Source organism: Mycobacterium sp. URHB0044 (assembly GCF_000620625.1).
In the GTDB taxonomy this organism is placed as follows: Bacteria; Actinomycetota; Actinomycetes; order Mycobacteriales; family Mycobacteriaceae; genus Mycobacterium.
Map to the genome: position 1 here is coordinate 46,187 of NZ_JIAW01000025.1, position 12,921 is coordinate 59,107.

Sequence of the window (12,921 nt, forward strand, 5' to 3'; positions counted from 1 at the left end):
GCAGCTATGCGGCCCTTCGCTCAACGGCTCACCCGATGTCCAAGACCGCCGGCACCGTCGAGGTGATGTCCACGATCTCGGCCCACCGCCGTGCCACGTCCTCCACCGTCGGCGGAGCTGCGAAGTTGACTGCGGGATTCTGGGATAACGTGATGCGCTGCACCTTTCCACCGCCGACGACGAATACTGCTGCTGTTTCGTTGATCTCGTCGGTGCACAAGTGGGCGACCACGGGTGCGACGAACTCGGTTGCCAGCTTTCGTTGGATCTCGTCGTCGAAGACATCCTGCGTCATGCGGGTGGCGGCGATCGGCGCGACGGCGTTGGTCTTGATGTTGTACTTCGCGCCTTCCTGGGCCAGCGTGTTGATCAGGCCCACCAGGCCCAGCTTCGCCGCACCGTAATTGGCCTGCCCGAAGTTGCCGAACAACCCGCTGGTCGACGTGGCCACCACGACGCGCCCGAAGCTCTGCTCGCGAAAGTGCGGCCAGGCCGCGCGGATCACGTTGTAGCCGCCGTAGAGATGCACCTTCAGCACGGCGTCCCAGTTCTCGTACGTCATCTTGTGGAAGGTGCCGTCACGCAGGATGCCGGCATTGCTGACCACGCCATGCACGGCGCCGAACTCGTCGACCGCCGTCTTGATGATGTTCGCGGCGCCCTCGGGCTCGGCCACGCTGTCATAGTTGGCGACGGCGCGACCGCCGGCCTCCTTGATCTCGTCGACCACCTGGTCGGCCATGTTGTGTCCGGCACCCGTGCCGTCACGGGAACCACCGAGGTCGTTGACCACGACGCTGGCGCCCTCACGGGCCAGGGCCAGCGCGTACTCACGACCCAATCCACCACCGGCTCCGGTGACCACGATGACACGGTCCTCTACACCAGTCATGATGCTGGTCCTCTCTATGATTCCTTGCCGAGGTCGAGCAGTCGGCGGGCGATGATGTTGCGTTGGATTTCGGCGGTTCCGCCGTAGATGGTGGCGGCGCGTGAATACAAAAACTCTGAGCGCCAAGCTGATTCGTCGAGTTCGATCGTGCCGGGTAGCAGGTCGCGTGCCGTGTCGAAGATTCGTTGTTCGGCAGTGGCCAGCAGCACCTTGTCGACGGAGGTTTCAGGGCCCAGCGTCGATCCTGCATCGAGTCGTCCCTGGGTGCGTTGTGATCGACAGCGGGCCGTGTGCAGAGCGAGATACGCTGCGCCGAGGGCGGCATCGTCGTCCTCATCGGTCTGGTCGATCAGCCTGTCTAGCCGGTTGTACAGGTAGGCAATCCGGTGCCAGAACGAGGTCGACCGCTCATAGGGCAGCAGGTCCATCGCCAGCTTCCACCCATCGCCGATCGATCCGAGCATCCGGTCGGCGGGCACGGTCACATCGTCGAAGTAGACCTCGGCGAATTCATCGACGCCGTGCATGGTGCGCAGCGGACGGACCGTCACACCAGGGGAATTCATATCCACGAAGAACGCGGTGATGCCTTCGCGCCCCGGTCCGGTGCGGGTCAGCAGAATGCATCGGGACGCGAACTGCGCGAGACTTGTCCATACCTTCTGGCCATTGACCACCCATTCGTCTCCGCGGAGCTCGGCCCGAGTCCTCAGCGAGGCAAGGTCACTGCCTGAGCCGGGTTCGGAAAAACCCTGACACCAATGCTCGTCACCGTTGAGCAGTTTGGGCACCATCTGAGCAGCCAACGCCGGTGCTGCGAAAGACATCATCGAAGGCACCATCACCTCGACCATCGAATACAGGCCCGGTTCGGTGAGGTCACGCAGCGACACCTCCTCTCCGACCACGGCGCGCAGCTTGGCCGATCCGCCGAGTCCGCCAATCTGCTTGGGCCAGCCGTAGCGCATCCAGTCGGCATCGTAGAGCGCTCGCCGCACGTGGCTGAGATGTTCGATCTCTGCTTCTATCCGCAGGTCGGGCTCCCGGGTAAGGTCGTTGTCCTCGAGCCACGAGCACAGTTGGGCGCGAAAGTCGGCGATGTTCACGGGCGCGGGCGCCCGACGTCGTGTGGGCGCCCGGCGTCGTGGGTGCCGTTGCGCCGAATGAATGTGGACGACCGCGTCTGTAGGCGCCACCCGACGTCGGTGCGAAGGTAGGTGTCGCGGTAGTACCCGATGCGCATGTCGTGTGTTGCATGCTCGACGAAACAGTAAGGCTGGGTGCCCTTTCCGGTGTCTCCGATGATGTCCAAGACAGGGATGCCGCCGAGGAACAACCCTTTCGGGGCCGCGCCCACCAGATCTGGAAAGCGGTCGAGGGTGTACGTGTCGCCGAATGCGCTGTAGGTCGCGTCCGGTGCAAATACGGCAACCAGGCCCTCGATGTCGTTCTGGGTCAGCGACAACGCATAGCGAGCCAACAACTGCTGTATTTCAACGACGTCATCGGTAGTGGGCACTGCGACCACCTCTCATGCGTGCCGAGGGAATGAACCGGCTCTAATATACGATGCCGTATCATAGAGTCCAACATGGATAACGTCGATTCGGCCCCGGCGAGCACATGGAAGACAGTGATATTGGGCAGAGTTGAGCCGCGTACCCGCCTTGATCAGACGGATTGTCGGCCTGTTCGCGAGCCTGTCTAATATACGATAGCGTGCAGCAGAACAATGCTCGATGACCTCGTTGTGGCGACCTCTCGAACTCGAGCTCGATGCACCGTAGAGGGCCTACGCCATCAGGAGGATCCATGCCACGACCGGTCCAGCGGGTTGACTCTTCCCGATACGACAGGACGGTTCACTGAGCCATGCCGCGCAATGACGCACTCATCCTCGATGTCATCCGGACCCCGCGCGGCCGTGGCCGCCACGATGGCGGGCTACACGACTGCCATCCGCAGGAGCTGCTGGCGCAGTGTCTCCGAACCCTGATCTCCCGCACCGGTGTGGAGCCCGCCGACGTGGAGGACGTCATCGTCGGCAACGGCATTCTCACCGGCGACCACGGCGACGACATCGCTCGACTGTCGGTATTGCTCGCCGGTTGGCCGGAGACCGTTCCGGGCATGACACTCAATCGGTTCTGTGGCTCCGGGCAACAGTCCATCACCGTGGCGGCGGCCGGAATCGCCAGCGGAGCACAAGATGTCGTCGTTGCTGGCGGTGTGGAATCGATGTCGCGTTGGGACGTCACGGTCGGCGTGCCGACCATCGACGGCCAGAACCCGGATCTGCGCCGCCAGTACCCGACCGTGCCACAGGGGGTATCCGCCGATCTCATCGCGTCGTTGGAGGGCTTCACCCGAGAAGACGTCGACGGGTTCGCCGCCCAGAGCCAGCGTCGCGCCGCCGAGGCCGTAACCGAGGGACGCTTTGCCCGGTCGCTGATCGCCGTTACGGATGGCGACGGCGCGGTATTGCTCGACCGTGATGAGCATCCCCGGCCTGGCACCACCGAAGGGACGCTGGCCACACTGCGTCCCGCCTTCGCTGAGATGGGGCTACTCAGAGTGGACGGGGAGAGCCGGACGTTCGACGAGATTTGTTTGGACCGCTACCCGCAGATCGACCGAGTCGACCATGTGCACCATGCAGGCAACTCGTCCGGAGTCGTCGACGGCGCAGCCGCCGCCGTGCTCGCGTCCCATGCGTATGCGCAGGCGCACGGCCTGTCACCCCGTGCCCGAATCCGCGCAAGTGCAGCGGTCGGCACTGAGCCGATCATCATGCTGACCGGCCCGGGTCCAGCCGCACAGCGCTGTCTTGCCAAGGCCGGCATGACGGTCGCCGACGTCGACCTGTGGGAAATCAACGAAGCATTCGCCGCCGTCGTGCTGAAGACGATCCGTGACCTTGACCTGGATCCCGAGAAGGTCAACGTCAATGGTGGGGCCATCGCGCTCGGGCACCCCATTGGTGCCACCGGTGCGATGCTGATCGGCACGGTGCTCGACGAACTCGAGCGCAGGGATTTGGAGACCGGTTTGGTGACTATGTGTACCGGCGGCGGGATGGGTACCGCGACGATCATCGAACGGATCTGACATGGCAGAAACTCTCGCTCTGGAGTCACCGCACGCCGGTGTGACCGTGCTGCGGCTCAACCGCCCGCAGCGGCTCAATGCGATCAACGAAACCATGGTCGCCGAGTTGCGGCAGACCTGTGCGGCGCTGGCCGTCGACACCACGGTCAACGTGGTCGTCCTCACGGGGGCGGGGAGAGGATTCTGCTCGGGTATCGACATGCGCGATTTCGGGCCGGGCATGTTGGACGCCGCCGATCCGACCATCGACCGGATGCGATTTCAAGAGGCCATGGCGGCACTGCCGTTGGCCGTCGAGGCGCTGCCACAACCGGTGATCGCCGCGATCAACGGGCCATGTGTGGGTGGCGGTCTCGCGCTGAGCCTGGCCGCCGACATTCGCATCGCCTCGACGGCCGCATCGTTCGGAAACGCGGCGATCCTGCTCGGCCTCTCTGGCGCAGAGATGGGAATGAGCTATCACCTTCCTCGTATCGTAGGCACCAGTGTCGCCGCGGACTGGATGCTCACCGGACGCACGGTAACCGCCGACGAAGCCGATCGCCGCGGCCTGGTCAGCCAGCTGGTCTCACCCGAGGAATTGCTCGACAAGGCAATCGAGTTAGCTTGCGGAATAGCGCAATTGGCGCCACTGGGCGTGCAGCTGACCAAACGCACGTTGCAAGTCAACACCGACGCGGGCAGCCTGTCGGCAGCCTTGGAGCTGGAGAATCGAAATCAGGTACTGAGCCACGCCACCGACGATGCCGCCGGTCGCCGTCAGAAGTGGTCAAGGTGACCGGACCGCTGCGCGGTGTGCGGGTGGTATCGATGGGCGGGCTAGGGCCAGGCCCGTTCTGCGGGATGCTGCTTGGCGATCTTGGCGCCGACGTGGTGCGCGTCGACCCGATCGGGCACGTCGACGGTCCGCTGCCGGTTGACTTTACGGTGCGCCGCAACCAGCGATCCGTCGCAGTGGACGTGAAGAACCCTGATGGCCGAGATGTGGTGCGCCGGCTGGTATCCGAGGCGGATGCGTTCGTCGACGTGTTCCGTCCCGGCGTGGCCGAGCGACTCGGCATCGGACCGGGCGACTTGTGCCCGCGCAACCCCAAGCTGGTGTACGCCAGGATGACCGGCTACGGGCAGGACGGCCCGTTGGCGGACCACGCCGGCCATGACATCAACTACATCGCGTTGGTGGGCGCGCTACATGCGATCGGCCCGGCCGATGCGCCGGTGCCTCCGCTGAATCTGCTCGGCGATTACGGCGGGGGCGGCATGCTCTTGGCCGTGGGGCTGCTCAGTGCGCTGCTGGAGGCCCGCGAATCGGGAACGGGCCAGATACTTGACGTCGCGATGGTCGACGGCGCCGCAACGCTGATGATGCCGTATTACGGCATGGTCGCCGCGAACATGTGGCGCGACCACCGCTGCGGCAACCTGCTCGACGGTGCTGCGCACTTCTATGGCGTGTACGAGACAGCCGATCACCAACACATCGCCGTCGGTGCCATGGAGCCCCAGTTCTACACCGAACTGTGCCGACATCTCGAAGTCGAAGTGCCACACGATGATGTGAACCACTTGGCATGGACCGCGCATCGCAGCACGCTCGCTACCCGGTTCGCCGAGAAGACACGCGAGGAGTGGGAGCAGATCCTGAACTCTCCGGACACTTGCGCGGCGCCGGTGCTCAGTATCGGTGAAGCGCCTCGCCATCCGCATCACGTCGCCCGCGGAAGCTTCGTCGAGGTGGACGGTGTGATTCAGCCTGCCCCCGCACCACGCTTCTCCCGCACCGACCCCGGGCACCCCGCGTCGCCGTCGCTCCCCGGCGACCACACGCGTGAGGTCCTCGCCGAGATCGGCATCGAGCCGGCTGCGGTGACGAAGCTGCTCGACACGGGCACCGCACGCCAAAGCGGCTTGCGCGGCACCGGCATACAACAAGACGAAGAAGGGTGACGAAATGGCCTGGGGTTTTTCCACCGATCCGGAGTGGGCACAGCAGCTGAAGTGGGTCGAGGAATTCGTACGCGAGGAGTGCGAGCCGATCGATCTCATCGTCAAGGAATCACACGACCTGAACGACCCGGTGCGTCAGGCGCTGATCCCTCCGCTGCAGAAGATCGTCAAGGAACGCGGGCTGTGGGCCACCCACCTCGGGCCGCACCTGGGTGGTCCGGGCTACGGGCAGGTAAAGCTGGCGCTGCTCAACGAAATCCTCGGCCGCTCCGAATGCGCGCCGATCGTGTTCGGGTCTCATGCGCCCGACTCGGGCAACAGCGAGATCCTGGCTCATTACGGCACACCGGAGTTGAAGAAGCGCTACCTAGAGCCGCTGCTAGACAACAGGATCATCTCGTGTTTCTCGATGACCGAACCGCAGGGCGGTGCAGATCCGAAGGTGTTCACCACCAACGCCGTTCAGGACGGTGATCACTGGGTCATCAATGGCGAGAAGTGGTTCTCGTCCTTTGCGTCGATGGCGTCGTTTCTGATCGTCATGGCCGTCACGGACCCGGATGCGCCGCCGTACGAACGGCATTCGATGTTCGTCGTGCCAGCCGAAACTCCTGGCATCAACGTATTGCGCGATGTCGGGTTGGGGTATCAGCCGACGGGTGGTGGCCGCGAAGGCTACGTGCGCTATGAGGACGTACGGGTGCCGGCCGACCACATGCTCGGCCCGCGTGGCGGCGCGTTCGTCGTCGCCCAGACCCGCCTCGGCGGGGGACGCATCCATCACGCCATGCGCACGGTGGGCCTGATCCGGCGCATCTTCGACATGATCTGTGAGCGAGCGGTGTCCCGTTACACCCAGGGGGAGATGTTGTCCCACAAGCAGATGGTGCAGGAAATGGTCGCCGACTCGTGGATGGAGATCGAGGCGTTCCGCCTGCTCACCCTGCAGACTGCGTGGAAGATCGACCAGCACAACGACTACAAGGCGGTACGCGCCGACATCTCGGCGGTCAAGGCGATGATGCAGAAGGTGCTGCACGACGTTTCCGCGCGCGCATTGCAGATCCACGGCTCACTCGGCACCACACATGAAATGCCGTTCGTGCAATACCTGACGGAGTCGTTCGTGCTCGGACTCGCCGACGGTCCCACCGAGGTCCACAAGGTGACCTTGGCGCGCCTATTGCTCAAGGAGTACCAACCAGCGCCCGACGTCTTTCCCTCTGAACATCTGCTGCGGCTACGAGAAGCCGCTGAAGCCAAGTTCGCCGACAAGCTGGCCGGCATTCCCCGCCGCTAGAACATCAAGGAGTCGCAGTGAAGCTGCATTTCGACGACGGCGTGGAGCACTTCCGGGCAGAGTTCGCCGCCTTCCTCGACGAACATCAGCCTCCGGAGGCTGACACGCTCGAGCGTCCACGATCGGTGTCGCACATGCCGGAATGGGCGCGACGATGGCAACGGCTCCTGTTCGATCAGGGCTGGCTGCTCCCCCAGCAACCACCAGAGTTCGGTGGCCGCAACGCCTCTGTGCTGCAACACTTCGTCTACCTCGAGGAGCTCAACCGGCGCAGGATCTATCACAGCTTCAACCCGCAGGGTGTTGACATCGTTGCCGCGTCCCTGCTGTCATTCGGCACCGAGGAGCAGAAGAAGCGCTGGGCCGTACCGGTGCTGCGCGCCGACATCACCGCATCGCTCGGGATGAGCGAGCCCGGGGCAGGTTCCGACCTCGCGTCGCTGCGTACCCGCGCCATCCGGGATGGCGACTACTTCGTGGTCAACGGACAAAAGGTGTGGACCTCGGGAGCACACGACGCCGACTTTCTGCTGACGTTCGTGCGTACCGACCCCGATGCTCCCAGGCACGCGGGCATCAGCACGTTGATCATCCCGACCCACAGCCCGGGACTGACGTGCCGCCCGATGGGCTCCATCGTCGGCCTCGATGACCTGGACCTCAACGAGGTCTTCTTCGATGACGTGGCAGTGCCCGTAGAGAACCTCGTCGGGCCACTCAACGCCGGTTGGACAGTGGCCAACAAATCGCTCGGCCACGAACGTTCCATGCTCTGGCTGAGTTACGCCGATCGGCTGGAGAACCTGATCGCCGATTTCATCCCGACCACGCCGCTGGAGCGGGACCGCTATGCCACCTCGGTCATGGACCAATACGCGCTGCGGTTGATGGGTTCTGCCGCGCTGGCTCGCGCCGCGCGCGGGGAAGACGACGTGGCGGGGCTGTCGGTTCTCAAATTGCTCGGCTCGGAAGCCGAACAGACGGTGGCCGAACACGCGCTGGAAGCGTCTGGCGCGCCGGGCCTCATCCATCCCGCGAACAGCGGACCCTACGCGCCACTGAATCTCGACCACTACTTCGGCAGTTGGTTCGAACGCTACGCGCGCAGCTTCTCATCAACCATCGCCGGTGGCACGTCGGAGATTCAACGCAACATCATCGCTCAACGCGTCCTCGGTCTCCCCCGCGGCTGAGTCGGGCGAAGCCCGGTGAACTTCGTCGTGATCGTCACGTGTGCTCCCCGCTGGTCGCCGGTGTTGACGCGTCGTGGATGAGGCGTCGGATGCGTGGCTCGTCGACGTTGCCGCGATAGCAGTCGATCCATGCGTTGGCGCCTGCCGCAAGGTAGGCCGGCAGCACACGCTGGGCAGCGACGTAGCTCTTCAGCACGATCTCGATGGCCAGGCGAGCGTCGCCGGCGCCGATGTGCATGCAGATCTCCGAGCGCTTTCGGAGAGTCAAATGTGCGGTCGCATGCTCGACGAGCGCCCATGAGAGCTCCGTTTCCGGCGGCGGCCCCATTTACCGGCCTCCCGAGAGTAGTGACCGGGCGGCTGAACTCCCATGCCGCAACGTAAAATGTCTGTGATGGTGGTGAAGTCCCGGCGAGGGCACCCGACGGAGGCGCAATCTCGCGCTGTCCGGCAACAATTGCGCGAAGCCGCGTTGGCGACGTTCCTCGACAAGGGTTATGACGGAACCAGTATGGAGGCGATCGCCGAGGCGGCTGGAGTCACCAAGCGGACGCTGTATTCCCGCTACCCGGACAAGCGTGCAGTCTTTCTCGATGCGATCCCGTGGGCATTCACCCGGGCCGTGGAAAACGACACCGTGTCCAGGATCAAGGGCAACGACTTGAGAGCGGCATTGATCGCGATCGGCCGTGGTGCGCTCAAGCGTGCGCTCGACCCCGACATCGTTCGACTTCATCTCGTCGCCCGTGTCGAGGCGCATCGCTTTCCCGAATTCTCCGTTGGCGCAGAGAATTTGGGCTGGGCCACGCGTCAGCGCCAACTGATGGAATTGCTGCAGCGGCACGTCGACTCTGGTGCCATCGAGCTCGACGACGTAGAACTTGCCGCTGAGCATTTTCTCGCGATGGTGGAGGCGTTCCCCGCGCGATTGGCCGAGTTTGGGATCTACCGAAGCCAGAAGTCCCAACAGCGCCACATCACTCATGCCGTCGATCTCTTCTTGCGGGGTGCGTTGCCCCGTTGATCCCAAATGAGCCGGTGTGGACACGCGCCGCCACTGCGTATCCGCGGTCGGAGTCGTTGGCGATGCGCGCCGGCGTCACGTATTGCGGCCTCCGTTGACACCCAGGATTTGCCCGGTGATGTAGCTGGCGTCGTCGGAGGCGAGAAACGCGCATGCCGCGGCGATGTCTTCTGGTCGCCCTGCGCGGCGTACGGGAGTCCGCTCGACGATCTGTTCCACCGCCCCGCCGAGTACCCCGCGCTGTTCGGCTTTGCGCAACATGGGGGTATCGATGAATCCGGGTGGTACGGCGTTGACGGTGATGCCGTGTGGCCCGTATTCCAGGGCCAGCGATTTGGTGAGGCCGTTGACCGCGGATTTCGCGGCGACGTAATGCGCCATGCGCTGCACACCCGAATGCGTGCTCGACGACGAGATGTTCACGATGCGGCCCCACGCGGAGTCGAGCATGTCTGGAAGAATGGCCTGAATGCAGTGATAGACGCCGTTCAAGTTGACGTCGATCACCTTCTGCCAGGAGGCGAAGTCGATGTCGGTGAACCGGTCGTGGCCCTCGAGTCCGGCGGCGTTGACCAAAATGGTCACCGGCCCTAGGTCTGCCCGGATGTGGGTGAGGACGGCCTGGATCGCCGCCGGATCGGTGACGTCGGCGACATAGCCGTGTTCATCGGTGCCCTCGGTGAGATCGATGGTGGCGACCGCGTGGCCGTCGCGGCGCAATCGATGCGCGACGGCGCAACCGATTCCGGATGCACCACCGGTCACGACTGCGGTCCTCACGTCCAGGCCTCGTCCCCGGCGATCGTCGTGCGGTGCATGGTGCGCTCCGAGGACGGGTCGTATGGCAGCGCGCGGTGCAGCATTCCGGTGTTGTCCCAGATCACCACGTCGCCGACCGCCCATTCGTGGCGGTGGCAGAACCGTTTCTGCGTGGCCCACGCTTCGAGTTCGGCGAGCAGCCGGCGGCCTTCTTCGCGATCCATGCCCACGACGTGATCCGCGGTTGCGCCGATGACCAACGAGCGGCGTCCGTCGCGACGCTGCCAAATCAAGGAAGTCTCGCGGCTGGGTACTGAGCGCCATGCGGCCAGTTGGTCAGCCGTGGGGTTCGGGCACACGCGTCGTTGAGCGGCTTCAAGGCTGTGCACGACGCGCAGCCCGTCGTAACGGTTGCGTTCACGGGGGGGAAGGTTCTCGTAGGCGGCGTAGGTACTTGCGAACTCGGTGCCTCCCCCGACCATCGCGACGTGCCGCGCAGTGAGCATCGTGAACCTGGCCGGAACGGCATGCACGGTGTCGTCGATGTGCCACTCGAAGGTGCCCTTGAGGTACTCCGCCGACCGGCTCTTGGCCGGATCCAACGACACGGTGAAGATTTCCTGCCCGCCCGGAGCCAATACCGTGCCCAGCCGCCGGCTGAATGCCAGCTGCGCGTCATCGTCGAGATGGCCGGCACGGATCAGCAGCACCCCTCGCCACTTCAGCGCCTCGCGGCATTGAACGACGATCGCCTCATCGAGAAGATCGTCGACTTGCCGTAGTTCGGCCCCGAGTTCGGGGCTCAACGCGATGGTCTCGGGCATCAGTGCCTCACTTTTCACGGACGTGGTGCTGTCGCACGAATGGATGGTCGTTTCACGGCTGATCGGTGTTCGGGTGATGGCGCCCGCGGTACGAACTCAGGAACTCGGCTGCGCGACCCAGCAGTCGCGGCGGGGCGGTTGCCATCGCCTCCAGGTCCGGATCGGGTGTAGGACGGCGTCGATTGTGTTTGACGATGAGTGACCAGGTGGCTGCGGACTTGAAGCATGCCAGCGACTGAAACCATTGCAGCTCAGGCAGATCGGCACCGAACTCTTCGCAGTATGTCGCAGTGAGTTCATCCGTCGATGGTGCAGCGTCGGCATACGAGGTGGCGCGTTGGTACGTTGCCGGATCGCTGTTGATGAGATACCAGCCGAGGTCGATACGGGGATCGCTGATCGACCAGATCTCCCAGTCGATCACCGCGGTGATCTGCTCGCCCACGGCGAGCAGGTTGCCCAGCCGGAAGTCGCCGTGCACGATGGCCGGGCGCACTGGTGAGGGCAGCAGTGACTCCAATGAGGCGCTCACATCCCGCCAACCGGGCACCAGTGCGGGGTCGACGGTCTCAAGGGTGCGTGACCACCGGTCGATCTCGTCGTGCGGGCGCAAGGTAGGTTCGTCACCAACGTCCACCGTGGTGGGATCAAGAGTGTGCAACCGCGCCAGAGCCCGCGCCGAGTTGCGAAACCGCGCCGCGATCATCGCGCCCGACTGATGCGGGGCGTGCAGATCGAACAACGGCTCGGTCGAGGTTCCCTCCAGAAACGACATGGCGTACAGCGGTGGAACCTGTGGCGGGCGACCGGCGTCTTCGAACAGGATGTGAGGGACGGGGACGTTGGTGCGCTCCAGCGCCCGGATGATGCGCGACTGCCGAAGCACGTTGCGGTGGGCGATGGGCTCAACGCCGGCGGGTGCCACCTTGATGACGATCCGTCTCCCGGCGATGTACCCGGCGTAGGTCAGGCTCGAAGCGCCCCCGGCCAGTGGGCGAAGAGCGCTGACCCCCTTCGATGCGAGCCGGCCCTCGAGAAGGGCCAACTCGGCATCCGTCAAACCAGCCAACCGATCTCGCGCAGGAACGGTTGCGTATGCGCGATCCGCCCGGTTAGCTTCCTCGGGTCGCCGGTACACAGCGTCAAAGCAGTTTGCGTGATGAGCTCGATGTCTTCGGTATCGGTCTTGGCAAGGTCGAGAGTGCCCGCCCCAGGGGTGGCCACCGGATTCGACGGAGCCGCGGCGTTGACCGCGATGCCGTCGTCATAGAGCTCAGCGGCAAGGCTTTTCGTCAGCCGGTTCAGCGCGGCCTTGACCGTTCCGTAGATACCAAAGCCAGCAGCGCTGTCGAACTCGGAGAACGGCGGGCCGTCCGGTAGGTCACCACCGACGGACGTGACGTTGAGGACCCAACCTCGGCCACGCTCGCGCATCGCCGGAATGGCCAACTGCGTCAGATGAAGCGGCGCCAGTACATGCATGTCGAACATCAACCGCACGCGTTTCTCAGGGAATGCATCCAGGGGCCGCAAGAACGTCACCGCCGCGTTGTTCACCAAGATATCCGGTGCCCCAACGCGTTCGACCACCTCGGCGAACAGCCGTTCACGATCTTCTGGCCGTGACAAATCGGCCTGAACCGCGATTGCCGAGCCGCCCTGCTCGATGATCTCGGAGAGTGTTTGACGAAGGGAGCCATCGTATTTCGGGTCCGGCTCCATTGTCCGGGCCGTCAGTGCGACCGTTGCGCCAGATGCCGCAAGCCGTTGAGCTATCGCCTTGCCCAGACCGCGACTGGTCCCGGTGACCAGCGCTACTCTTCCCTCACAGCTTGTCATCGCCGCGTCCGCCCCTTCTGGACTCGTCACCGTAT

General features: G+C 64.3%; 14 protein-coding genes. 6 read left to right on the top strand and 8 right to left on the bottom strand.

Features of this window, described 5'->3' with window-relative positions; all coding sequences use genetic code 11:
* Positions 1-28 precede the first annotated feature (28 nt).
* Genes N536_RS0132200 through N536_RS0132210 form a run of 3 tightly spaced genes read right to left on the bottom strand, consistent with a single transcriptional unit; the run spans position 29 to position 2,411 of the window.
* Positions 29-892, bottom strand: coding sequence for an SDR family oxidoreductase (locus N536_RS0132200; RefSeq protein WP_029117383.1), 864 nt, complete (start codon positions 890-892; stop codon positions 29-31).
* Positions 893-906: 14 nt separating this feature from the next.
* A complete protein-coding gene (locus tag N536_RS0132205) occupies positions 907-1,998 on the bottom strand; it encodes an acyl-CoA dehydrogenase family protein (RefSeq protein WP_029117384.1) in 1,092 nt (363 codons plus the stop codon).
* Entirely contained in the window at positions 1,995-2,411 is a 417-nt protein-coding gene (locus tag N536_RS0132210) for a nuclear transport factor 2 family protein (RefSeq protein WP_029117385.1), read from the bottom strand. The genes N536_RS0132205 and N536_RS0132210 overlap by 4 nt, the downstream gene beginning before the upstream one ends.
* 353 nt (positions 2,412-2,764) lie before the next feature.
* Here N536_RS0132210 and N536_RS0132215 point away from each other — a divergent pair, with 353 nt between their 5' ends.
* From N536_RS0132215 to N536_RS0132235, 5 genes are read left to right on the top strand one after another with little or no spacing between them, the layout of a single operon-like run.
* Complete coding sequence (locus tag N536_RS0132215; RefSeq protein WP_081809474.1) at positions 2,765-4,000, top strand: acetyl-CoA C-acetyltransferase; 1,236 nt, start codon at positions 2,765-2,767, stop codon at positions 3,998-4,000.
* A 1-nt stretch (position 4,001) separates the two neighbouring features.
* Positions 4,002-4,778, top strand: coding sequence for an enoyl-CoA hydratase/isomerase family protein (locus N536_RS0132220; RefSeq protein WP_029117387.1), 777 nt, complete (start codon positions 4,002-4,004; stop codon positions 4,776-4,778).
* Entirely contained in the window at positions 4,775-5,947 is a 1,173-nt protein-coding gene (locus tag N536_RS40060) for a CaiB/BaiF CoA-transferase family protein (protein ID WP_051574921.1), read from the top strand. The genes N536_RS0132220 and N536_RS40060 overlap by 4 nt, the downstream gene beginning before the upstream one ends.
* Before the next feature lie 4 nt (positions 5,948-5,951).
* Positions 5,952-7,247, top strand: coding sequence for an acyl-CoA dehydrogenase family protein (locus N536_RS0132230; RefSeq protein ID WP_029117388.1), 1,296 nt, complete (start codon positions 5,952-5,954; stop codon positions 7,245-7,247).
* Between the two features lie 17 nt (positions 7,248-7,264).
* On the top strand, positions 7,265-8,440 hold the full coding sequence (locus tag N536_RS0132235) for an acyl-CoA dehydrogenase family protein (protein WP_029117389.1): 1,176 nt from the start codon (positions 7,265-7,267) through the stop codon (positions 8,438-8,440).
* A gap of 34 nt (positions 8,441-8,474) precedes the next feature.
* Here the strand turns inward: N536_RS0132235 and N536_RS0132240 are convergent, their stop codons facing one another.
* Complete coding sequence (locus N536_RS0132240) at positions 8,475-8,678, bottom strand: hypothetical protein (RefSeq protein WP_029117390.1); 204 nt, start codon at positions 8,676-8,678, stop codon at positions 8,475-8,477.
* Positions 8,679-8,810: 132 nt separating this feature from the next.
* Between N536_RS0132240 and N536_RS0132245 the strand changes: the two genes are divergently transcribed.
* Positions 8,811-9,464: a TetR/AcrR family transcriptional regulator gene (locus N536_RS0132245; protein ID WP_231514700.1), complete on the top strand. Its 654-nt coding sequence runs from the start codon at positions 8,811-8,813 to the stop codon at positions 9,462-9,464.
* Between the two features lie 75 nt (positions 9,465-9,539).
* On the opposite strand, the gene N536_RS0132250 is transcribed toward N536_RS0132245, so the two are convergent.
* Genes N536_RS0132250 through N536_RS0132265 form a run of 4 tightly spaced genes read right to left on the bottom strand, consistent with a single transcriptional unit; the run spans position 9,540 to position 12,886 of the window.
* Complete coding sequence (locus N536_RS0132250; protein WP_029117392.1) at positions 9,540-10,244, bottom strand: SDR family NAD(P)-dependent oxidoreductase; 705 nt, start codon at positions 10,242-10,244, stop codon at positions 9,540-9,542.
* Entirely contained in the window at positions 10,241-11,047 is an 807-nt protein-coding gene (locus N536_RS0132255; RefSeq protein ID WP_029117393.1) for a TauD/TfdA family dioxygenase, read from the bottom strand. The genes N536_RS0132250 and N536_RS0132255 overlap by 4 nt, the downstream gene beginning before the upstream one ends.
* Positions 11,048-11,099: 52 nt before the next feature.
* Positions 11,100-12,107, bottom strand: coding sequence for a phosphotransferase family protein (locus N536_RS40065; protein WP_051574911.1), 1,008 nt, complete (start codon positions 12,105-12,107; stop codon positions 11,100-11,102).
* Entirely contained in the window at positions 12,104-12,886 is a 783-nt protein-coding gene (locus tag N536_RS0132265) for an SDR family NAD(P)-dependent oxidoreductase (RefSeq protein ID WP_029117394.1), read from the bottom strand. Before N536_RS0132265 ends, N536_RS40065 begins: the two co-directional genes overlap by 4 nt.
* Between the last annotated feature and the right edge of the window lie 35 nt (positions 12,887-12,921).

What these genes read in the sequence shown, in the direction of transcription:
- N536_RS0132200 (WP_029117383.1), bottom strand. Translation starts at nt 892, where the DNA reads ATGACTGGTGTAGAGGACCGTGTCATCGTGGTCACCGGAGCCGGTGGT.
- N536_RS0132215 (WP_081809474.1), top strand. Translation starts at nt 2,765, where the DNA reads ATGCCGCGCAATGACGCACTCATCCTCGATGTCATCCGGACCCCGCGC.
- N536_RS0132220 (WP_029117387.1), top strand. Translation starts at nt 4,002, where the DNA reads ATGGCAGAAACTCTCGCTCTGGAGTCACCGCACGCCGGTGTGACCGTG.
- N536_RS0132230 (WP_029117388.1), top strand. Translation starts at nt 5,952, where the DNA reads ATGGCCTGGGGTTTTTCCACCGATCCGGAGTGGGCACAGCAGCTGAAG.
- N536_RS0132240 (WP_029117390.1), bottom strand. Translation starts at nt 8,678, where the DNA reads ATGCACATCGGCGCCGGCGACGCTCGCCTGGCCATCGAGATCGTGCTG.
- N536_RS0132245 (WP_231514700.1), top strand. Translation starts at nt 8,811, where the DNA reads ATGCCGCAACGTAAAATGTCTGTGATGGTGGTGAAGTCCCGGCGAGGG.
- N536_RS0132255 (WP_029117393.1), bottom strand. Translation starts at nt 11,047, where the DNA reads ATGCCCGAGACCATCGCGTTGAGCCCCGAACTCGGGGCCGAACTACGG.
- N536_RS0132265 (WP_029117394.1), bottom strand. Translation starts at nt 12,886, where the DNA reads ATGACAAGCTGTGAGGGAAGAGTAGCGCTGGTCACCGGGACCAGTCGC.